Source organism: Sphingomonas sanxanigenens DSM 19645 = NX02, from assembly GCF_000512205.2.
Lineage (GTDB): Bacteria > Pseudomonadota > Alphaproteobacteria > Sphingomonadales > Sphingomonadaceae > Sphingomonas_D > Sphingomonas_D sanxanigenens.
The window spans coordinates 1,416,963-1,437,544 of sequence record NZ_CP006644.1 but is presented as its reverse complement, the minus strand read 5'-3'; the positions used below and the strand labels follow the sequence as shown (position 1 = coordinate 1,437,544).

The 20,582-nt window shown below is 68.8% G+C and carries 20 protein-coding genes; 12 read left to right on the top strand and 8 right to left on the bottom strand.

Annotated elements, in window-relative coordinates; translation table 11 throughout:
• Window positions 1-29 precede the first annotated feature (29 nt).
• From NX02_RS06725 to xylA, 5 genes are all read left to right on the top strand, one after another.
• The gene (locus NX02_RS06725) at window positions 30-698 is read left to right on the top strand and encodes a glutathione S-transferase family protein (protein WP_025291428.1); all 669 of its coding nucleotides are present in this window, start codon (window positions 30-32) and stop codon (window positions 696-698) included.
• 82 nt (window positions 699-780) lie between these two features.
• Window positions 781-1,491, top strand: a complete 711-nt coding sequence (locus tag NX02_RS06720) for a hemerythrin domain-containing protein (RefSeq protein ID WP_025291427.1) — start codon at window positions 781-783, stop codon at window positions 1,489-1,491.
• Window positions 1,492-1,673: 182 nt separating this feature from the next.
• A complete protein-coding gene (locus tag NX02_RS06715; RefSeq protein WP_425424041.1) occupies window positions 1,674-2,717 on the top strand; it encodes a glycoside hydrolase family 43 protein in 1,044 nt (347 codons plus the stop codon).
• 10 nt (window positions 2,718-2,727) lie between these two features.
• Window positions 2,728-4,176, top strand: coding sequence for a xylulokinase (xylB, locus tag NX02_RS06710; RefSeq protein WP_025291425.1), 1,449 nt, complete (start codon window positions 2,728-2,730; stop codon window positions 4,174-4,176).
• On the top strand, window positions 4,173-5,483 hold the full coding sequence (gene xylA / locus NX02_RS06705; protein ID WP_084718210.1) for a xylose isomerase: 1,311 nt from the start codon (window positions 4,173-4,175) through the stop codon (window positions 5,481-5,483). Before xylB ends, xylA begins: the two co-directional genes overlap by 4 nt.
• 61 nt (window positions 5,484-5,544) lie before the next feature.
• Here xylA and NX02_RS06700 read toward each other — a convergent pair whose 3' ends face one another.
• Genes NX02_RS06700 through NX02_RS06690 form a run of 3 tightly spaced genes read right to left on the bottom strand, consistent with a single transcriptional unit; the run spans window position 5,545 to window position 7,687 of the window.
• Window positions 5,545-5,829 (bottom strand): DUF3325 domain-containing protein, encoded by a 285-nt coding sequence (locus NX02_RS06700; protein ID WP_025291423.1) that lies wholly within the window; start codon window positions 5,827-5,829, stop codon window positions 5,545-5,547.
• Window positions 5,826-7,391, bottom strand: a complete 1,566-nt coding sequence (locus NX02_RS06695; RefSeq protein WP_025291422.1) for a PepSY-associated TM helix domain-containing protein — start codon at window positions 7,389-7,391, stop codon at window positions 5,826-5,828. The genes NX02_RS06700 and NX02_RS06695 overlap by 4 nt, the downstream gene beginning before the upstream one ends.
• Window positions 7,388-7,687: a hypothetical protein gene (locus NX02_RS06690; protein ID WP_025291421.1), complete on the bottom strand. Its 300-nt coding sequence runs from the start codon at window positions 7,685-7,687 to the stop codon at window positions 7,388-7,390. Before NX02_RS06690 ends, NX02_RS06695 begins: the two co-directional genes overlap by 4 nt.
• 260 nt (window positions 7,688-7,947) lie before the next feature.
• On the opposite strand from NX02_RS06690, the gene NX02_RS06685 reads away from it, so the two are divergent.
• Genes NX02_RS06685 through NX02_RS06670 form a run of 4 tightly spaced genes read left to right on the top strand, consistent with a single transcriptional unit; the run spans window position 7,948 to window position 12,138 of the window.
• Window positions 7,948-9,528 (top strand): aldehyde dehydrogenase (NADP(+)), encoded by a 1,581-nt coding sequence (locus NX02_RS06685; RefSeq protein WP_025291420.1) that lies wholly within the window; start codon window positions 7,948-7,950, stop codon window positions 9,526-9,528.
• Window positions 9,525-10,499 (top strand): AraD1 family protein, encoded by a 975-nt coding sequence (araD1, locus tag NX02_RS06680; RefSeq protein WP_025291419.1) that lies wholly within the window; start codon window positions 9,525-9,527, stop codon window positions 10,497-10,499. The genes NX02_RS06685 and araD1 overlap by 4 nt, the downstream gene beginning before the upstream one ends.
• The gene (locus NX02_RS06675) at window positions 10,496-11,416 is read left to right on the top strand and encodes a Gfo/Idh/MocA family protein (RefSeq protein ID WP_025291418.1); all 921 of its coding nucleotides are present in this window, start codon (window positions 10,496-10,498) and stop codon (window positions 11,414-11,416) included. Before araD1 ends, NX02_RS06675 begins: the two co-directional genes overlap by 4 nt.
• Window positions 11,417-11,430: 14 nt before the next feature.
• Window positions 11,431-12,138 carry a FadR/GntR family transcriptional regulator gene (locus NX02_RS06670; protein ID WP_039996450.1) on the top strand — a complete coding sequence of 236 codons (708 nt, stop codon included), beginning with the start codon at window positions 11,431-11,433 and terminating at the stop codon, window positions 12,136-12,138.
• Window positions 12,139-12,178: 40 nt separating this feature from the next.
• On the opposite strand, the gene urtE is transcribed toward NX02_RS06670, so the two are convergent.
• The 5 genes from urtE to urtA all read right to left on the bottom strand — a co-directional run bounded on the left by urtE (window position 12,179) and on the right by urtA (window position 16,939).
• Complete coding sequence (gene urtE, locus NX02_RS06665) at window positions 12,179-12,895, bottom strand: urea ABC transporter ATP-binding subunit UrtE (protein ID WP_025291416.1); 717 nt, start codon at window positions 12,893-12,895, stop codon at window positions 12,179-12,181.
• Window positions 12,892-13,650, bottom strand: a complete 759-nt coding sequence (urtD, locus tag NX02_RS06660) for an urea ABC transporter ATP-binding protein UrtD (RefSeq protein ID WP_025291415.1) — start codon at window positions 13,648-13,650, stop codon at window positions 12,892-12,894. The genes urtE and urtD overlap by 4 nt, the downstream gene beginning before the upstream one ends.
• Entirely contained in the window at window positions 13,647-14,675 is a 1,029-nt protein-coding gene (gene urtC / locus NX02_RS06655) for an urea ABC transporter permease subunit UrtC (protein WP_025291414.1), read from the bottom strand. The genes urtD and urtC overlap by 4 nt, the downstream gene beginning before the upstream one ends.
• Entirely contained in the window at window positions 14,668-15,561 is an 894-nt protein-coding gene (urtB, locus tag NX02_RS06650; protein WP_025291413.1) for an urea ABC transporter permease subunit UrtB, read from the bottom strand. The genes urtC and urtB overlap by 8 nt, the downstream gene beginning before the upstream one ends.
• A gap of 154 nt (window positions 15,562-15,715) precedes the next feature.
• On the bottom strand, window positions 15,716-16,939 hold the full coding sequence (gene urtA / locus NX02_RS06645) for an urea ABC transporter substrate-binding protein (protein WP_025291412.1): 1,224 nt from the start codon (window positions 16,937-16,939) through the stop codon (window positions 15,716-15,718).
• 189 nt (window positions 16,940-17,128) lie between these two features.
• Here urtA and NX02_RS06640 point away from each other — a divergent pair, with 189 nt between their 5' ends.
• From NX02_RS06640 to NX02_RS06630, 3 genes are read left to right on the top strand one after another with little or no spacing between them, the layout of a single operon-like run.
• Entirely contained in the window at window positions 17,129-17,986 is an 858-nt protein-coding gene (locus NX02_RS06640; protein ID WP_025291411.1) for a peptidyl-prolyl cis-trans isomerase, read from the top strand.
• Window positions 17,967-18,992, top strand: a complete 1,026-nt coding sequence (locus tag NX02_RS06635) for a HupE/UreJ family protein (protein WP_025291410.1) — start codon at window positions 17,967-17,969, stop codon at window positions 18,990-18,992. The genes NX02_RS06640 and NX02_RS06635 overlap by 20 nt, the downstream gene beginning before the upstream one ends.
• A 2-nt stretch (window positions 18,993-18,994) precedes the next feature.
• Entirely contained in the window at window positions 18,995-20,581 is a 1,587-nt protein-coding gene (locus NX02_RS06630) for a tetratricopeptide repeat-containing sulfotransferase family protein (RefSeq protein WP_025291409.1), read from the top strand.
• Window position 20,582: the final 1 nt, after the last annotated feature.

Below are 20,582 nucleotides of genomic sequence, written 5' to 3'. Positions count from 1 at the left end.
GTCTGCCTTGCAGCGGCTATGGCGGGCACATGCTCAAGCTGATCCTCGGCAACAAGGCCTATTCCTCCTGGTCGCTCCGCGGCTGGCTCGCGGCCAAGCAATCGGGCCTGTCCTTCGAAGAGGTCGTCGTGCCGCTGTACGACGCCGATTGGGACAAGCGCCGCGAAGGCGACGAGTTCGCTCCCTCCTCCGGCAAGGTGCCGATCCTGTGGGACGGCGAGATCGTCGTCTGGGATTCGCTGGCGATCATCGAATGGCTGGCGGAAAAGACCGAACGCAGCCGGTTCTGGCCCGAGGATGACGGCGCGCGCGCGATGGCGCGGTCGATGGCGGCGGAGATGCATTCGAGCTTCGCGGCGCTGCGCCGCACCCTCAGCATGAACATCCGCCAGCAATTTCCGCCGCGGCCACTGGCGCCGGACGTGTTCGCCGACGTCACCCGGGTCCTTACGCTTTGGGCGCAGGCACGTGCGCGCTACGGCGGAACCGGCGATTTCCTGTTCGGCGCATTCGGCGCCGCGGATATCATGTTCGCACCCGTTGTCACCCGCTTCGTCACCTATTCGGTGCCCGTCCCGCGCTTCGCGGCGCCCTACATGGATGCGGTTCTGAACCACCCCTATATGCAGGACTGGCTGGCGGCGGCGCAGGAGGAAGCCTGGGTGATCGAGCGTTTCGAGACACCGCCGGCGACCTGATCGACCGCATTCCAAGGACCGACCGGAACCCCGGCGCCGCCGCATTGTTGATTCGGCGAGCGCGTTCCAACCGGAGGTCAACATGGCGAGCACGACGAAGAGCAAGGCCGCGGCGCACCAGGCCAGGCGCACGTCCACCCCCAAACCCGGCACCCGGCGAAAGGCCGTGGCCGCCGAACCGATCGCGGATACAGGCGCCTCGGCCGCGGCTACGGCGGAAGATCCCGTCAGCCCCAGCGCCAGCTTCGACCGGTCCAACGTCTTCAAGATCGCCGGCGCCGCGGCACTCGGCGTCGTTGCCGGCCTTGCCGCCAATTTCGGCCGCAAGCTCGCGGTGCAGGCGCCCACCGTGCTTGCCGGCGGCTGGCGCGACGCCCTGGCCGCCGAGCACAAGGCGGTGCTGCGGCTGTTCGAACTGATCGAAGCCACCGATGACAGCCAGACCGCTCGCCGCAGCGTCCTGCTCACCCAGATCAAGCATGCGTTGGGCAAGCATGCCTTCCAGGAAGAGAATGTGATCTACCCCGCCCTGCGCGACCATGGCGAGGGCACCGAAGCCGAGCGGCTGGTCAGCGACCATGGCGAGGTGAAGCACGCCCTGTTCGAGCTGGAACGGATGCCGCGCCAGGGTGAGGCCTTCATCGCCCGGCTGCGCGCGTTGCGCAGCAGCCTGGAGGTGCACATGCGGGCCGAGGAAGAGGATCTGTTCCCCCTCCTCGATGCGCGGCTCGACGAGGCTGCGTCGCGCGAACTGACGAGCCGGATGAACAAGGAAGGCCTCAAGCTCGCCTGACCGGCACCGGGGCGGGTGGCGAGAATACGCCCGCCCTTCCCTCTTCCCCTCGCTGCCGTGGCGCCATATGGTCCTTGCAGGAGACAGATGGTAGCGCTACCGTTCATCGCACGGTGGATGGAGCCGACGAGGAGAGGATGATGAAGAGCCGACGCGCCCGAATCGCGCTGCCCATGGCAGCCATGATCGGGATGATGCCCGCCATTGTATATGCGCAGGCCGAAGAACCGCGCGCGCCCGATGGCCGCCGCTATCTCTCGCAGCCATTGGTCAGCGAGATCTACACCGCCGATCCTTCCGCCCATGTGTGGAACGGCAAGATCTACATATATCCCAGCCACGACATCGACGGCCCCGCCGCCGAGGACGATCTGGGCGGCCATTTCGAGATGCGGGATTACCGCATCCTGAGCATGGACCGGATCGGCGGCAAGGTGACGGTGCATCCGGTCGCGCTTGACGTGAAGCAGGTGCCCTGGGCCGAAAAGCAGATGTGGGCGCCCGACGCCGCGCATCGCAACGGCACCTACTATCTCTATTTTCCCGCGAAGGACCGGCAGGGCGCCTTCCGCATCGGCGTCGCCACCTCCAAGTCGCCGGTCGGGCCGTTCAAGGCCAATCCGCAGCCGATCAAGGGCAGCTTCTCGATCGATCCGTCGGTGTTCACCGACGATGACGGCAAGAGCTATATGTATTTCGGCGGGATCTGGGGCGGACAGCTCCAGCGCAACACCACCGGCAACTATGACCCGAACGGCTCCAAGACCGATCTCGAGGCGCCTGAAAAGCCGGCACTGACGCCCAAGGTCGCCCGGCTCGACGGCACCATGATGGAGTTCGCCGAAACGCCGCGCGACGCGCTGATCGTCGATGAGGCCGGCAAGCCGTTGCTCGGCGGCGACACCGACCGCCGCTTCTTCGAGGCGGCGTGGATGCACAAGTACAAGGGCAAATATTATCTGAGCTACTCGACCGGCGACACGCACTATCTCGTCTACGCGATCGGCGATTCGCCCTACGGCCCCTTCACCTACAAGGGCCGCGTCCTCGAGCCGGTGCAGGGCTGGACCACGCACCATTCGATCGTCGAGAAGGACGGGCGCTGGTGGCTGTTCTACGCCGACAGCCAGCTTTCCGGACAGACCCGCCTGCGCAACGTGAAGGTGACCGAGCTGTTCTACAATGCGGACGGCACGATCCGCACCATCGATCCGTTCGTCAAGTGAGCGGCCGCTGATGTTCCTCGGCATCGATATCGGCACCTCCGGCGTGAAGGCGGTGGTGCTGGACGAGCATGGCACCGTCGTCGCGCAGAGCACCGCAGCGCTCACCGTCCAGCGCCCGCAACCTTTGTGGTCGGAACAGGATCCCGAAGCGTGGTGGTCAGCGACCACCGCCGCGGTCCAGGCGATCCCGCCCGCGGTGCGGCGCGCGGTGCGCGGCGTCGGCATCGCCGGGCAGATGCATGGCGCCACCCTGCTCGGCGCGGACGATGCTCCGTTGCGTCCGGCGATCCTGTGGAACGACGGCCGCTCCTTCGCCGAATGCGAGGCGCTGGAGCAGGCGGCCCCCGGGCTGCGCCGCATCTCCGGCAACATCGCGATGCCCGGCTTCACAGCGCCCAAGCTGCTGTGGGTGCGCGATCATGAGCCGGCGCTGTTCGCGGCGACCCGCACCGTGCTGCTGCCAAAGGATTATGTGCGGCTTCGGATGACGGGCGAGAAGGCGTCCGACATGTCGGACGCCGCCGGCACCTTGTGGCTGGATACCGGCGCGCGCGCATGGAGCGAAGAGCTCCTCGCCGCCACCGGTCTCACGCTCGACCATATGCCCCGCGTCGTCGAGGGCACCGACATCACCGGCACGCTGCGCGACGCCGTCGCCGAGCTGTGGGGCGTGCCGGCGGTGCCGGTCGTGGGTGGCGCGGGAGACAATGCGGCGGGCGCAGCGGGCGTCGGCGTGGTGCAGGATGGCGATGCGTTGCTGTCGCTCGGCACGTCGGGCGTGATCTTCGTCGCGACCGACGGCTTCAGGCCCAATCCGGCGCGCGCGGTCCATGCCTTCTGCCACTGCCTGCCCGGCCTCTGGCACCAGATGTCGGTCCACCTTTCCGCTGCCGCCTGTATCGACTGGGTCGCGCGGCTGACCGGTGCCGCAGGCGCCGCCGACCTGTTCGCCCGCGCCGAGGCCGCCGGCCCCGCCAGCGGGCCGGAGCTGTTTCTGCCCTATCTCTCGGGCGAGCGCACGCCGCACAACGATGCCGAGGTGCGCGGCGCCTTCCTCCGCCTCGACAACGACACCACCCCCGAGAAGCTCGCGCAGAGCGTGCTCGAAGGCGTGGCGTTTGCGCTGGGCGACGGGCTCGACGTGCTGCGCGAGGCCGGCACGCAGGTCGAGCGGCTGTCGGTGATCGGCGGCGGCGCGCGCTCGCGCTATTGGGGCGAGACGCTTGCCGCCGCGCTCGGCGTCGAGCTGGTCTATCTCAAGGGCGGCGAGGTCGGCCCGGCGCTCGGCGCCGCGCGGCTTGCCCAGCTTGCCGTCGATGGCGGCACTCCGGCCGAGGTCTGCGCCGCCCCCCCGGTCTCGCACAGCATCGCCCCCGATCCCGAACTGGTGGACCGGCTCGCCCCAAAGCGGGCCGCGTTCCGCGACGCCTATCCCCGTATCACTCCGAGGAACCACTGATGTCCGACTTCTTCGCTGATATCCCGACGATCCGTTACGAAGGCCCCGACAGCGACAACGAGCTCGCCTACCGCTTCTATGACAAGGACCGGGTGGTCCTGGGCAAGCGGATGGAAGACCATCTGCGCTTCGCGATCTGCTTCTGGCACACCTTCGTGTGGCCGGGCTCGGACGTGTTCGGCGGCGGCACCTTCAACCGCCCGTGGCACCAGGGCGCCAATGACAGCGCCGCCGCCAAGGCCAAGCGCGAGGTGGCGTTCGACTTCTTCACCCGTCTCGACGTGCCCTATTACTGCTTCCACGACGTCGATGTGATGGCCGCCGCCGAAGGTGTCGCCGAGCATCGCCGTTTCTTCGCGGAAGCGGTCGACCATCTCGAAGCGCTGCAGGCCTCGTCGGGCCGCAAGCTGCTGTGGGGTACCGCCAACCTGTTCAGCCACCCGCGCTTCGCCGCCGGCGGCGCGACCAACCCCGATCCGGAAGTCTATGCGTTCGGTGCGATGCAGGTCCGCGACGCGCTGGAAGCGACACATCGCCTCGGCGGTTCCAACTATGTGCTGTGGGGCGGCCGCGAGGGCTATGAGACCCTGCTCAACACCAACCTCAAGCGCGAACTCGACAATTTCGGCCGCTTCCTCTCGCTGGTCGTCGAGCACAAGCACAAGATCGGCTTCAAGGGCACGATCCTGATCGAGCCCAAGCCGCACGAGCCGACCAAGCATCAGTATGATTTCGATACCGCGACGGTGTACGGCTTCCTCAAGCGCTACGGCCTCGAGAACGAAGTCTGCGTCAACATCGAAGCCAACCACGCGACGCTGGCAGGGCACACCTTCGAGCATGAGATCGCCACCGCCGGCGCGCTCGGCATCTTCGGGTCGATCGACGCCAATCGCGGTGACCACCAGAATGGCTGGGATACCGACCAGTTCCCGAACTCGGTCGAGGAACTGACGCTGGCGATGGTCGAGATCATCCGCGCTGGCGGGTTCACCACCGGCGGCTTCAACTTCGACGCCAAGGTGCGCCGCCAGTCGATGGACGCGGTGGACCTGTTCTACGGCCATATCGGCGGCATCGACACGGTCGCGCGCGGCCTGCTCAACGCCGCCGCGCTGATCGAGGACGGCCGCCTCGATGCGATCAAGGCGGAGCGCTATGCGGGCTGGGACGGCGAACTCGGCGGCCAGATCGGCACCCTCGACCTCGCCGGCATCGCCGACCTCGCCGAAACAAAGGCGCTCGATCCCAAGCCGCGCTCGGGCCGGCAGGAGCGGATCGAGAACCTGATCAACCGTTTCATCTGACGGTACCCTTCCTCCCCGGGGCATGGCGCCCCGGGGAGGAGATGAGGCGCTGGTTGCGCGCCTAGGCCTTTCGGCGATTCGCCAGCGCCACGGTGATCGCTGCTCCCACGGTGGCGAATCCGAACAGCACCACGGTACCCGTGGCGGCACCATAAGCGCTCCACGCGACCGGAACCGCCGCCCCGAACGCCGCCCAGCCCCCCAGATAGAGCCGTCGAGCCGTGCCCGCGGTCAGCCGCCGGTGCAGCAGCGCCTGCTGGTGGCGCGGATTGGCCGCGCACAACAGCATGAACCCGCCCGTGGCGAGGCCGAGGAGCACGAGGTGGGCGAGAATCTGCCCGATCATGCCCGTGCCTCGCCATGATGCGAGCGCTTCACCCGATGCGGGCGCTGCCCGGCAACGGCCTGCGATGCGGCCATCTTCCGGCTCGCCAAGGCGAAGGCCAGGGCGATGGCCATCATCGTCAGTTCGAAGCCGACGAACGTCCAGTCGCGCGAGAGCAGACTCGCGACCAGGCTGCGATCGGTGGCGAGCGCGCTGACCAGCGGAATGGCGGCGAACAGCAGCGCGGCGAAGGCGCTGAGTTCGATCCAGGCGCGGCGTGGCGGCCGGATGAGAGCGACCAGCAGCATCGCGCCCCATGTCAGGAACAGGCTGTTCACCTCCCAGTCCGCGCGCCCGGCGATCCCCAGCGGCAGCAGCCGGTTGGCCAGGAAATAGCCGGCGATACCGATCGGGAAACCGAGGATCACGGCGATGTTCAGCCGTTCCACGATCCGGAAACCGAGGTGCGGCCGCGTGGGATCGGGCAGTTTCGAGCGACGCTTGACCGTCCACAGGATCAGGCCGGTACCGACCATGATCGTGCCGCCCAGCCCCGAGAGGAAATAGAGCCAGCGCAGCGCGACGCCGGCATAGCGCCCGGCATGGAGGCCGATCATCACGCCACGCGTGCGCTGCGCCGCGCCCGCCCCGGGCGCCACCCAGAGCAGCCGGCCGCTGGCGCCATCGAACTGCAGCGTCTCTCCATTGCTGTCCATCGAGGCGCTGGGCGCGCGGGTCAGCACGACGCGCGCCGCAGCATCGCCGGGGTTGGCGACATAGGCATAGCCAACCCCGGCGCCGCCCCAATGACGATCGGCCGTGACCACCATCGACGCAAGCGACGCGAGCGGCGCGGGCGTGCCGGTCGCTTCCGCGTCGGCGCCCTGCGGGAAGCTCTCGTCATAGAATGCGTCGGGCTCGGGATAGGCGGCAGCGATCGGCGCGGGCACATATTGCCGGTCGAGCGAGACGAGCCCGGTATAGGTGATCATCAGATAGAAGGGCAGCGCCAGCACGGCGGTGACGTTGTGCGCATCGAGCCAGCTGCGCTGGCCCTTGCCCAGCCGCAGCATGAAGAAATCGGCGAAAATCTTCTTGTGGGTGACGATGCCGGAAAAGATCGCGATCAGCATGGACATCGCCGCAACGCCGACGATATAGCGCGCCCAGAGCACCGGAATGTAGTGCAGATCGAAGTGGAAGCGGTAGAGGAAGTAGCCGCCGGCGCTGGCCCGCGCGGACACCTCCTGCCCCTTTCCGTCGATCACCGCCTTCCTTCGCGAGCCGGGCGCAGCGTCGGGGGCAGGCGTCCAGAACAATTGCGTCGTTGCCGATCGCGTGCCCGGCAAGGTGATGTACCAGCGGGATGCGCCCGGTGCATTGACCTGCAGCCAGCGCGCTGCGGCATCGGCCGCGGCCGCGGGCGCGGCATCGGTCGTCACCTCGGGCTGCATCCAGCGCGTGATCTCATCCTGGAAATAGGCCGCGGTGCCGCAGGTGAACATCACGAACAGAAGCCAGCTCAGCAGCAGGCCAGACCAGGTGTGCAGCCACGCCATCGATTGACGGAACCCCGCCTTCACAGCCGACCGCCGGTCCACAGCGAGATCAGGAGCACCGTGCCGGCCGGCATCGCGGCGGCGGCCATCCACAGCCAAAGCTTCACCACGCTGCGCGCGGCGAACACCCAGAGCAGGATCAGCGCATAAAGCAGGAAGGAAATCAGCATCGAAACCGTCACCGCCTCCACCCGGTCGACAGGCAGAAGCCGGGCGAGACACGCGCAGATAAGGCTGACGAGCAGATAGCCCCCGGGGATCGCGGCGATCCGCGCCGCCATCGACACGCCGTCGCGTCCGAACGCTTTCGGCTTCGTCACGCTTGCCCGTCCGCCAGAATCATCATCGCCACCCTTCCTGGCAGCGCCTAACGATCCTGCGAATAACTATCAATATCGAATCAAGGCCGCGCATTCCGAACGTCTGTCGCGATCGCGTCGGCTTCGTGACGCTGGTCGAAGCGAGCCCGATCCCACCAAGCGACGACGTCTGTCCGCAACCGTGAGATCGACCGCCGTCAGGGTTGCGCCCTTCCGCCCTTCTTCCTATTATGTCTGAGTTATTCCTGCGAGGTATTCCAATGATCGACGGTGCGATGCTGATCGGCGCAGAACTGCGTCAGGCCGAGGCGCGTTTCGGTTCCGTGGACCCGTCCACGGGCGCGGCGCTCACCCCGGATTTCTCGTCGGCGGGTGCCGACGCGGTGGCGGATGCCGCCTCCCTCGCCGCTGCGGCCTTCCCCGCATATTCGAGCACGGATCCGGAAAGCCGCGCCGCTTTTCTCGAGCGCATCGCCGAGGGAATCCTTGCGATCGGCGACGATCTGATCGTCCGCGCGATGGCCGAGAGCGGCCTGCCCCGCGCGCGGCTGGAGGGTGAGCGCGGCCGCACCGTCGGCCAGCTCCGGATGTTCGCCGGCGTCGTCCGCCAGGGCGACTTTTTCGATGCGACGATCGATCCGGCGCTGCCCGATCGCGCGCCGCTGCCCCGCCCCGACCTGCGCCGCGTCAACCTCGCGGTCGGCCCCGTCGCCGTGTTCGGCGCCTCCAACTTCCCGCTCGCCTTCTCCGTGGCGGGCGGCGACACCGCCTCGGCGCTCGCCGCCGGCTGCCCGGTCATCGTCAAGGGCCACCCGGCGCATCCAGGCACCGGCGAACTGGTCGCCCGCGCGATCCGCACGGCGGTCGACGCGAGCGGTCTGCCCGCCGGCGTCTTTTCCTACCTGCCCGGCGAGACCAACGAGCTGGGCGGCGCGCTGGTTTCCGATCCGCGGATCAAGGCGGTAGGCTTCACCGGTTCGCGCGGCGGCGGCCTCGCGCTGATGCGCATCGCGGCCAGCCGCGCCGAGCCGATCCCGGTCTATGCCGAGATGTCGAGCATCAACCCGGTGATCCTGTTCCCCGCGGCGCTCGAAGCCCGCGGCGATGCGCTGGCGGACGCCTATATCGGGTCGCTGACGATGGGTGCCGGCCAGTTCTGCACCAATCCGGGCCTCGTCCTCGGCATCGATTCGCCCGCGCTCGATGCCTTCGTCGCGCGTGCCGGCGCGGCGCTGGGCGCCTGCCGTTCGACCACGATGCTCACCCCCGGCATCCACGCCGCCTATGAAAAGGGCGTCGATGCGCTCGCCACCCACGATGCGGTGCGCACCGTGGCGCGCGGGCAGAAGGGCGACGGCGAGAACCAGGCGATCGGCGCGCTGTTCGAAACCGACGGCAGGAGCTTCATCGCCGACGCCGCGCTGGGGCATGAGGTGTTCGGCTCCTCCTCGGTGGTCGTGCGCTGCCAGGATCTCCAGGAGCTGACCGCGGTCGTCGCGGCGCTCGAGGGCCAGCTCACCGCGACCTTGCTGCTCGACCCGGCCGACGAGGCGGACGCGAAGGCGTTGATCCCGGTGCTTGCCGATCGCGTCGGCCGCATCCTTGCCAATGGCTGGCCGACCGGCGTCGAAGTCAGCCCGGCGATGGTGCATGGCGGCCCCTTCCCCGCCACCAGCGACGGCCGCACCACCTCGGTCGGCACGCTCGCCATCTATCGCTTCCTGCGCCCGGTCTGCTTCCAGAACCTGCCGGCCTCGCTGCTGCCGGACGCGATCAGCGACGCCAATCCCTGGGGTGTCGCGCGTCGCATCGACGGCAAGCGCGAGGGGTCGCCGCGGTGATCCGTTCGCTCGTTCAATTCGACGATGGCATGCGCGGCGTCGCCGCGATCGACGGTGAAGGCGCGGCATATCGGGTGGAAGGCTTCGCCTCCACCCTCGCGCTCGCCGAGGCGGCGCTGGCGGCGGGCGAAACGCTCGCCGCCCACGCCGCGGTGCGGCTGGGCGACCCGATCGACCTTGCTGCGGTGACGCTCCTCGCGCCGATCGACCACGCCGATGCCGCGCATCTGCTGGTCAGCGGAACCGGCCTGACCCATCTCGGCTCGGCCGAGGGTCGGGACAAGATGCACCGCGCTGCGGTGGAGAACCCCGCGCCGACCGATTCGATGAAGATGTTCCTGATGGGCGTCGACGGCGGCAAGCCCGCCGACGGCGGCACCGGCGTGCAGCCTGAATGGTTCTACAAGGGCGATGGCGCGATCCTCGTCGCGCCGGGCGCGCCGCTGACCATGCCGGACTTCGCGCTGGATGGCGGCGAGGAGCCCGAGATCGCCGGCATCTATCTGATCGGCCCCGGTGGCGATCCGGTGCGCATCGGCTTCGCGCTGGGCAATGAATTCTCCGACCATGTGACGGAGCGCGGCAATTATCTGTGGCTGGCGCACAGCAAGCTGCGGCCGGCGGCGCTTGGCCCCGAATTGCTGCTCGGCGATCTGCCGCAGGACATTCGCGGCACCAGCCGCATCGTCCGCAATGGCGAGACGCTGTGGGAAAAGCCCTTCCTGTCGGGCGAGGACAATATGTCGCATTCGGTGCGCAATCTCGAGCATCACCACTTCAAATATGCCGGTTTCCGCCGGCCGGGTGACGTTCATGTCCATTTCTTCGGCACCGCCACCCTCTCCTTCTCCGATGGGGTCGCGACGCAGCCGGGCGATGTTTTCGAGGTGGAGGCGGCGCCCTTCACCTTGCCGGTGCGCAACCCGCTCGCCGTGGCCGAGGCGGCCGACGTGCAGGTGATCGCGCTGTGATCCGGGTCGGCATCGTCGGCTTCGGCAAGATCGCACGCGACCAGCACGTGCCCGCCATCGCGGGGAGCGAGAAATTCGTCCTCGCCGCGACCGCCAGCCGCAACGCGCATGCGGACGGCATTCCCGCTTATCCCGACATCGACACGATGCTGGCGAAGGAGCCGACGCTCGATGCGGTTGCGCTCTGCCAGCCGCCGCAGGTGCGCCATGGCGCCGCCCGCGCCGCACTGGCCGCCGGCAAGCATGTGTTCCTCGAAAAACCGCCGGGCGCGACGCTTTCCGAAGTGGTCGACCTCGCCCGCACCGCCGACGCGGCCGGCGTGACGCTGTTCGCGAGCTGGCACTCGCGCTATGCCGCCGGCGTCGAGACCGCGCGCCAGTGGATCGCGGGCAAGGAATTGCGCCGCATCGACATTTCCTGGAAGGAAGATGTCCGCCACTGGCATCCCGGCCAGGCGTGGATCTGGCAGCCGGGCGGGCTCGGCGTGTTCGATCCGGGCATCAACGCGCTGTCGATCCTGACGCAGCTGCTGGCCGATCCGGTGCGGCTCGAGCAGGCGAGCCTCGAAGTGCCGGCCAATCGCAAGGCGCCGATCGCGGCAAGGCTGGCGATGCGCAGCGCGAGCGGCGCGCCGATCGATGCCGTGTTCGACTGGCGCCAGACCGGCCCGCAGACCTGGGACATCGAAGTCGAGACCGACGCCGGCCTGCTCGTGCTTTCGCATGGCGGCAACACGCTGACCATCGACGGCGTGGCGCAGCCGCTGCCGGCCGAGGCCGAATATCCCGAACTCTATGCGCGCTTCGCGGAACTGATCGCGGCGGGCAAGAGCGATGTGGATGTTGCACCGTTCCGTCTGGTCGCCGATGCTTTCCTGACCGGGGAAACGTCGGTTACCGACGCATTCGAGGACTGAACCCGCCGGAGAGGATGATCTTGGACGACGAGCATCGCAGCGCTTCGCCTCGCATCCACGGCAAGATCGCGCGCGATATCGGCATCGAGATCGTCGGCGGCCGGCGCAAGCCGGGCGACGTGTTCGGCGGGGAGATCGAGGCGAGCGAGGCGCTGGGCGTCTCGCGAACCGCCTATCGCGAGGCGATCCGCATCCTCGCGGCCAAGGGGCTGGTCGAAAGCCGCCCCAAGGCCGGCACCCGCGTCACCCCGCGCAGCCGCTGGAACCTGCTCGATCCCGAGGTTCTCGCCTGGTCGTTCGAGGGCGAGCCCGAGGCGGAATTCATCCGCGGCCTGTTCGAACTGCGCGCGGTGATCGAGCCGGCAGCGGCGGCATTCGCGGCGCTGCGCCGCGATCGGCATGACATCGCGGAAATGGCCGCCGCGCTCGACGACATGGCGCGCTACGGCCTCGGCAACGCCGCTGGGCAGGACGCCGACCAGCGCTTCCACCGCGCGATCCTCGACGCCGCGCGCAACGAGCCGCTGGCGGCGCTGGCCAGCACGGTGGGTGCCGCGGTGCGCTGGACGACGCGCTTCAAGCAACGCAAGCACGGCCTGCCGCGCGATCCCCTCCCCGAGCATCTGCTGGTGCATCAGGCGATCGCGGCGGGCGATGCCGAGGCGGCGCGGCGCGAGATGAGCGAATTGCTGCGGCTGGCGCTGGCGGACATGGACAAGTGAGCCCCCTTTTCCCCGAGGCGCTTCGGGGAGAAGGTGAGGGTCAGATCTGCACCAGATGCGCGACATCCGCCGCGCTTTCGGTCGCGGTGCTGCCCTGCCGGATGATCCGGCCGCCATCCATCGCGCAATAGCCGTCGGCGAAGCGCCAGACGAAATCGAGATATTGCTCGACCACGAGGATCGTCACGCCCAGCCGGTCCCGCACCGTCCGCAGCGCCGCCTCGATCTGCTGGACGACATTGGGCTGGATGCCCTCGGTCGGCTCGTCGAGCAGGAGGAGCCGTGGCTCGCCGGCAAGCGCGCGGCCGATCGCGAGCTGCTGTTGCTCGCCGCCCGAGAGGAAGCCGCCCTTGCGGTCGCGAATGTCGCGCAGCTTGGGGAACAGCTCGAAGATATGGTCGGGCACGCCACCACCGCCGCTGCCGCGGCCGCCGCGTGCGGCGAGGCCGGTTTCCAGATTCTCCATCACCGTCAGATGCGGGAAGATGTGACGGCCCTGCGGGACATAGCCGATGCCGGCGCGGGCGCGGCGGTGCGGGGTCAGGCCGGTGATGTCTGCACCATCGAACGCGACGCGGCCGGCGGTCACGGTGCGCGTGCCCATGATCGTGCCGAGCAAGGTCGATTTGCCGACGCCGTTGCGGCCGATCAGCGCGGTGGCGGTGCCCGGGGCCAGCATGAGGTCGACATCCCACAGCACCTGGCTCTGGCCATAGGCGCTGGCGAGGCCGGAGAGCGCGAGCAGCGGCGCGGTCATCCCGTATGCCCCAGATAGACCGCGGCGACCTCGGGGTCCGCGCGCACCTCGGCGATGCTGCCCTGCTTGAGGAAGCGCCCCTGATGCATCACCGTAACGGGCGCGGCGAGTTGCTCGACGAAGCTCATGTCATGGTCGATCACCAGCACCGTGCGCCCTTCGCCCAGGCTGCGGATCAATTCGGCGGTGCGCGCGGTCTCGGCGGGCCCCATGCCGGCGGTGGGTTCGTCGAGCAGCAGCAGTTCGGCGCCGGTCGCCACGACCATGCCGATCTCCAGCCATTGCTTCTCGCCATGCGAGAGTTCGCCGGCGGGCGCATCGCGGCGGTCGGCAAGGCCGATCATCGCCAGCGCCGCGTCGACCGATGTCCGTTCGGCGGCGGGGATGCCGAAGCCGAAGCTCTTCCACCAGCGCCGGTCGCGCCGCGCGGCGAGCGCCATATTGTCGCCGACGCTCAGGGTCGGCAGCACGCCCGGCGCCTGGAACTTGCGGCAGATGCCGCGCGCGACGATCGTCTGTTCGGGCAGCGCGCCGATATCCTCGCCGCGGAACAGGATCCGCCCCGATGCGGCGCGGACGCGGCCGATGATCGTGTCGCACAAGGTAGACTTGCCCGCGCCGTTGGGGCCGATCACGACGCGCGTCTCGCCGCGCTGGAGGGTGAGGCTGAACCCGTCGAGCGCCTTGAACCCGTCGAAAGCGACGGTGACGCCGTCGACCGCGAGCAGCAGGTCGGCAACCGCCCCCGCCGTCATCGCTTCGCCAGCCCGGCGAGGCCGTTGGGCAGCATCGTCACCGTCAGGATGAAGATCGCGCCGACCAGATAGAGCCACAGTTCGGGGATCGCGCTGGAGATGCTGTCGCGCGCGATGTTGACCAGCAGCGCGCCGACGATCGCACCGGCAAGGCTGTAACGCCCGCCGATCGCCACCCACACCACCATCTCGATCGAGGGTACCACGCCGACCAGCGCGGGAGAGACCACCCCGGCATGGAGCGTGAACAGGGCGCCTGCGACGCCTGCGAGCAGCGCCGCGATCGCGAACGCGGCAACCTTGAACGGCGTCGGGTCGTAACCGAGGAAGCGTGCGCGGTTCTCGCCGTCGCGCATCGCCCGCAGCAGGATGCCGAAGCGCGAGGCGAGCAGCAGCCGGAGGCCGACGAAGGCAGTGCACAGGCAGGCCAGCGTCACCCAGTAGAGGCTCGTCGCCACCCCGGGCCGAGAGAGGCCGAAGCCGAAGATGCCGTAGAAATCGGTAAGGCCGTTGAAGCCGCCGGTCACATCCTGCCGGCTGGTGAGGAAGGTGGCGAAGGCGAGCGCCAGCGCCTGGGTGATGAGTGCGAAATAGGTGCCGCCGACGCGGCGGTGAAACACCGCCCACGCGAACAGCGCCCCGATCAGCGCCGGCACCAGCAGGATCGCGAGGATGGTGAGCAACGGGCTGTGGAACGGCGCCCACGAGATCGGCAGGCTTTCGCGGCCGCTCCACATCATGAAGTCCGGCAGTTCGCCCTGCGGCAGATCCACCAGCTTCATGTGCATCGCGATGGCATAGCCGCCGAGCCCGAAGAACACGCCCTGCCCCAGGCTGAGGATGCCGCCATGCCCCCAGATCAGCACAAGGCCGAGCGCGAGGATCGCCATCGCCATGAAGCGCGCGAGCAGGTTGAGATCGTAGGGCGAGAGCAGGAAGGGCGCGATCGTGGCGCAACCGAGCAGCAGCCAGGGCAGCAGGCGCGACACCGCCGGCGGCAATGCGAGGCGGGGCGCGTCAGACATCGAGCGCGCGGCTCTTGACCGCGACCACGCCCTGCGGACGGATCTGGATGAAGAGGATGACGAACAGCAGCAGCAGCATCTGCGCCGCGCTGACATCGACGAAGATCTGCACCAGCGCCGAGAACAGGCCGAGGATAACCGCCGAGACGGTGGTGCCGACGAGGCTGCCGAGGCCGCCCATCACGACGACGAGGAACGCCGGCACGATATAGCTCTGCCCGACCGTGGGCGTAACCGGGCCGAGCAGCGCCAGCACCACGCCGGCCAGCCCGGCAATGCCCGATCCGAGGCAGAAGACGGCAAGATCGACGCGGCGCACGTCGATGCCGGTGGCCCCTGCCATCATCCGGTCCTGATTGACCGCGCGCACGAACAGCCCGATCCGCGTTCGCGCCAGCAGCAGCGCGAGCGCGGCGAGCACCGCCACCGTCACGCCGATGATGAACAGCCGCGCCGAGGGCATGGCGATGCCGGCGACGGTGATGCCGCCCGAAAGCCAGTCCGGCGCGCGCACCTCGACGCCGATCGCGCCGAACAGGTCGCGCGCCGCCTGCTGCAGGATCAGGCTGACGCCCCAGGTCGCCAGCAGCGTATCGAGCGGCCGCGCGGCGAGGCGCGAGATCAGCGCCGTCTGGATCACCCCGCCCGCAACCGCGGCGCCCGCGAACGCCACCGGGATCGCGACGAGGATGCCGGCCGGGCCGGGGACGACGATCAGCGTCAGCCAGGCGAGATAGCCGCCCAGCATCAGCATCTCGCCATGCGCCATGTTGACGACGCGCATCAGCCCGAAGCTGAGCGCCAGGCCGAGCGCGGCGAGGAGGTAGAGCGATGCGACCGAGACGCCGTTGAACAGCTGGTTGAGGACGAGCGGGAGGTCGGTCATGCCACGCGCCCATCCCCTTCAGGGGAGGGGTTGGGGTGGGGGGCGAAGCGCGCTTCTGCGGCAGCGGAAAGAGCGTCGCCGGCGGCGTTGAGCCCCCGCCGACGCTGCCCCGCCCCGTCCCCTCCCCTGAAGGGGAGGGGCTGCTCCGTGCCCTTCACAGCTTGCACGTCTTGCCGGGGAAGGCGAGCGCGTCATAGGGCTCCGGCTGGATGTCGGCGCCCGAGTCCGCGACGATCGCGAACTGGCCGTCGGGCTTGAGCTGGCCGATATAGGCCTTCTGCACGAGGCTCTGGTTCGCCGCGAAGGAGACCTTGCCCATCGGCGTCTCGAACCCGCCGAGCGACGCCGCCGCCTTGCGCACCGCCGCCGGATCGAAGCTGCCCGCCTTCTCGACTGCGGCCTTCCACGCCCACACGTTCAGATAGCCATGCACCATCGGATCGGTGATCGCGGCGTCCGCGCCATATTTCTTCTTGTAGGCCGCGACGAACCTGGCGTTGCCCGGCAGGTCGAGGCTCTGGAAATAGTTCCAGGCGGCATAGCTGCCCTCCACCAGCCCGGCGCCCATCGCCTGCGCTTCCTGCTCGCCGATCGAGAAGGACATCACCGGCAGCGTCTTCGAGGTCAGGCCGGCGGCCTGCATCTGCTTGAAGAAGGCGACATTGCTGTCACCGTTCAGCGTGTTGAAGACGATGTCCGGCTTGGCCGCCCGGATCTTGGCGATCACGCCGGAGAAATCGGTCCCGCCCAATGGCACATAGGCCTCGCCCGCGACGCCGAGGCCACCCTTTTCGATATGCTTCTTGAGGATCAGGTTGGCGGTGCGCGGAAACACATAGTCCGAGCCGATCAGGAAGATGTTCTTGTAACCCTTTTCCTTTGCCCATTCGAACGCAGGCAGGATCTGCTGGTTGGGCTGCGCGCCCGAATACATGATGTTGGGCGAGCATTCATTGCCCTCGAACTGCACCGGATACCACAGCAGGTTATCCGTGCGTTCGAACACCGGCAGCATCGCCTTGCGGCTGGCGGAGGTCCAGCCGCCGAACACGGTGGAGACCTTGCCGTCCTCCACCAGCTTCGACGCCTTCTGCGCGAAGGTGGAGGGATCCGACGCGCCGTCCTCGACCAGCGCGTTGATCGTCTTGCCGAGCACGCCGCCCGCCGCGTTGATCTCTTCGATCGCCAGCATCTCGGCATTCTTCACGGTGATCTCGCTGATCGCCATCGTACCGGTCAGCGACTGCAGCACCCCCACCGACACGGTATCGCCCGCGGGCGCGCCGCCGTCGCCGCCGCCGCCCTTCGAGCAGCCGGCCAGCGCCAGCGCGGAGACCGCGGCCGTCAGAAACAGGATCTTCGCCGACCGAAGCACCATCTCACCTCACTCCTCGAACGCTTGGGATGCAGATCGGCAAGAGCGGCCCCGCCCACCGTATCGCCGCGAGGCTAGGTAATCGGCCGGGTGCATCGATATGCGTCATTTGACGTAGGCGCCCGTCGCGCCCGCGCTCTAGGATCATGTCCATCGGGGGCCTTCGGCGGCCCGCTGCAAGGGGCTGGGGACATGGCGACGGCGCAAGGGGCGGCGGTGCGTGGCGGGAGCGCCCGGGGTTTCGACGCGAGGCGGATCGGCGCGGCGCTGAAGGCGGGGGTGCGCGATCCGCTGTTCGCGTTCCTGATCGTGGGCGGCGGCTTCTTCGCCGCCTATGCCGCGGTCGAGGCGAGCCGCAAGCCGCCGGTCCATTACAGCACCGAGGTGAAGCGCGCATTGGTCGACGAGTTCCAGACGCTCGCCGGTCGCAAGGCGACTGCCGCCGACGAAGCCAAGATGCAAAAGGATTTCATCACCGACGAGCTGCTGTTCCGCGAAGCGATCGCGCGCGGCATGCACCTGACCGACGGCCCGACCCGGAAGCGGCTGATCGACAAGGTCCGCTACCTGATCGCCGGCGCCCCCGCCGAGCCGACCGAGGAACAGATCGTCAATCATTATTCGGAGAATCTGAAGCGCTATCGCGCCGAGCCCAAGACCAGCTTCTCGCAGATCTTCTTTTCGGCAGCGCCGAAGGATCCGGCGGGCACGCTCGCGGCGCTCAACCGCGGCGATGCGGTGGCGGGCGACGATTTCTGGCTGGGCCGCGACTATCCGCGTTATGGCGACAGCATGGTGCGCGGCATCTTCGGCCAGCCCTTCATCGAGACATTGGCGAAGGCCCCGACCGGGCAGTGGATCGGCCCGGTGCGCACCCCGCGCGGCTGGCATTTCGTGCGCAAGGACGAAGCGATCGCGCCCGCGCTGATGCCCTATTCCGACATCCGCGATCAGGTGCGGCAGGATTATATGATGGCCGAGACCGAAGGCACGATCGATCGCGAGATCGCCAAGCTCAAGGAGGAATATGATGTCCGCATCGATCGCTAGGGCCTTCGCGCGGGCGCTGGCCATGGTGGCGATGGCAGCGACGATCGCGCTGCTGGGCACCGCCCCGGCGCGCGCGGACATCTTCATGTCCGCCGAGTTCAGCCTTTCGCGCGGCGAGGATGCCAACAGCTACGAGTTCACGGCGGCGGTGCCCGAGGCGATCGGCGCACCGGCGGCGCTCATCTATCCCGAGGGCTGCCGCCAGACGTCGGTCAGCCGCCAGACGATGGCCGGCCGCGCGCAATACGCGTTCGAATTCGCCTGCGATCGCGCGTTCCGCGCCGATGACGTGATCCGCACGCCGTGGAAGGCGGATGGCGGCACCTTCGTCACCAATGTGATGGGCGCGCAGGTCGACCGCAGCCTTTCCGGCGACGGCGACGGCATCGTCGTACCGGTGGGCGAGACCGCCGCCGGCGACCGCCCGCTCAGCCAGCTTGCGCCCGAATTCCTCGAACAGGGCGTCGTCCACATCTGGATGGGCTGGGATCACCTCGCCTTCGTGCTGTGCCTCTGCCTGCTCGCCAGCGGCCGCCAACTCGTCGGGCTGGTGACCGCGTTCACGCTCGGCCACTCGATCTCGCTCGCGCTCGCCTTCTTCGCGCTGGTGGCGGTGCCGGTCCCGCCGGTGGAAGCGGCCATCGCGCTGTCGATCGCGTTCATGGCGCGCGAAGCGTTGATGGCATCGGGCCGGACCGGGAATCGGCCGGCGCTGCGCCGGCAGACGATCGTCGTCTCGCTGTTCGGGCTGCTCCACGGCCTCGGCTTCGCCAGCGCGCTCGGCGAACTCGGCGTCTCGCATGCGGAGCGCGTGCCGAGCCTGATCTTCTTCAACATCGGCGTCGAGGCCGGCCAGCTTGCCTTCGTCGCGGCCGTCACGCTCGCAATGATGTTGCTGCGGCGGGTGAATGTCTCGCAGCCGGTGCGCGTCGCCGCGCTCTACGCGGTCGGCGCGATCGGTGCCTTCTGGATGGTCGAGCGCGTCAGCGGGTTCGGCATCGCCTGAGCGTGGCGCCGGCGCGCCCCCTGCCCGACCTGCCGGCGGCGCGCCGCGCGCTGGAGGAAGGAGACCTCGACCGCTGCGCCCGGATCGCGACCGCGGCGACGCAGGCCCGGCCCGACCATGCCGAGGGCCATTTTCTGCTCGCGATGGCGATGGCCGAGGGTGGCCGCATCGCCGCCGCGCTGCCGGTGATCGCGCGCGCGGTGACCTTGGCGCCCGCCGACGCCGAGTATCGCGCGCAACTCGCCCGGCTCAACGCGCTGGCGCGGCGCGAGGCCGATGCCCGCGCGGCCGCCGATGCCGCGGTGGCACTGGCGCGCGGAGCGGACGCACGCACGCTCGACACGATCGGTTGCGTCTATGCCCGGCTGGGCGATCACGAAGCGGCGGTGCCGCTGTTCGAGCGCGCGGTCGGCATGGCGGCCGACGATGTCGGTTTCCGCTTCAACCTCGCCAGCAGCTACGGCTTCTTCGGCCGCGTCGACGATGCGGAGCGCCATTATGAGGCGATCGTCGCGCGCCGGCCGGGGCATGGCCGCGCGCATCTCGGCATCGCCGGCCTTCGCCGCCAGACGCCCGATCGCAACCATGCCGCGCGCCTCGAGGCGGCGCTGGCCACCACTGCCGATCCGGTCGAGCGGCTGCGCATCCATTATGCCGCCGCCAAGGAATATGAGGATCTGGGCGACCATGAGGCCGTGTTCCGCCACCTCGCCACCGGCAACGCCGCGCACAAGGCCAGGCTGGCCTTCGACATCGAGGCCGATGCCGGGATCGTCGATGCGATCCGCGCCAGCTTCACCGATCCCGCCTATTTCGCCGGCCCCAGCGACATCGCCGACGCGCCGGTGTTCGTCGTCGGCCTGCCGCGCACCGGCACGACCCTGGTCGACCGCATCCTTGCCGCGCATCCCGGGATCAGTTCGGCAGGCGAATTGCAGGCGATGCCGCTGGCGCTCAAGCGGCTGGCGCAGACGCCTTCGCGGCTGGTGCTCGATCGCGAGACGGTGCTGGCGGCGCGCGATCTCGATCCGGCGCGGCTCGGCGCCGCCTATCTGGAGCGCGCGCGCCAGCATGCCGGTGGGCGTGCGCCCCGCTTCGTCGACAAGCTGCCGCTCAACTTCCTCTACATCGGCCATATCGCACGCGCGCTGCCCAACGCGCGCATCGTCTGCCTGCGCCGCAACCCGATGGACAGCGTGTGGAGCAATTTCAAGACCCTGTTCGCCACCGGTTCCAGCTATTACGCCTGGTCCTACGACCTGATGGATACCGCGCGCTATTATGCGCTGTTCGACGGCCTGATCGCCTTCTGGCAGGCGCACTTTCCCGGCCGCGTGCTCGAACTGGGCTATGAGGCGCTGGTCGCCGACCAGGAGGGCGAAACGCGCCGGCTGCTCGACCATGTCGGCCTGCCCTGGGACGAGCACTGCCTGCGCTTCCACGAAACCGACGAGGCGGTGGCGACGCCCAGCGCGCAGCAGGTGCGCCGGCCGCTCAACGCCTGCTCGATCGGGCGCTGGCGGCATTACGCGCGGGAACTGGCGCCGGTCGCAGACTTCTTCACCGCCCGGGGGATCGTCGCCGCATAGT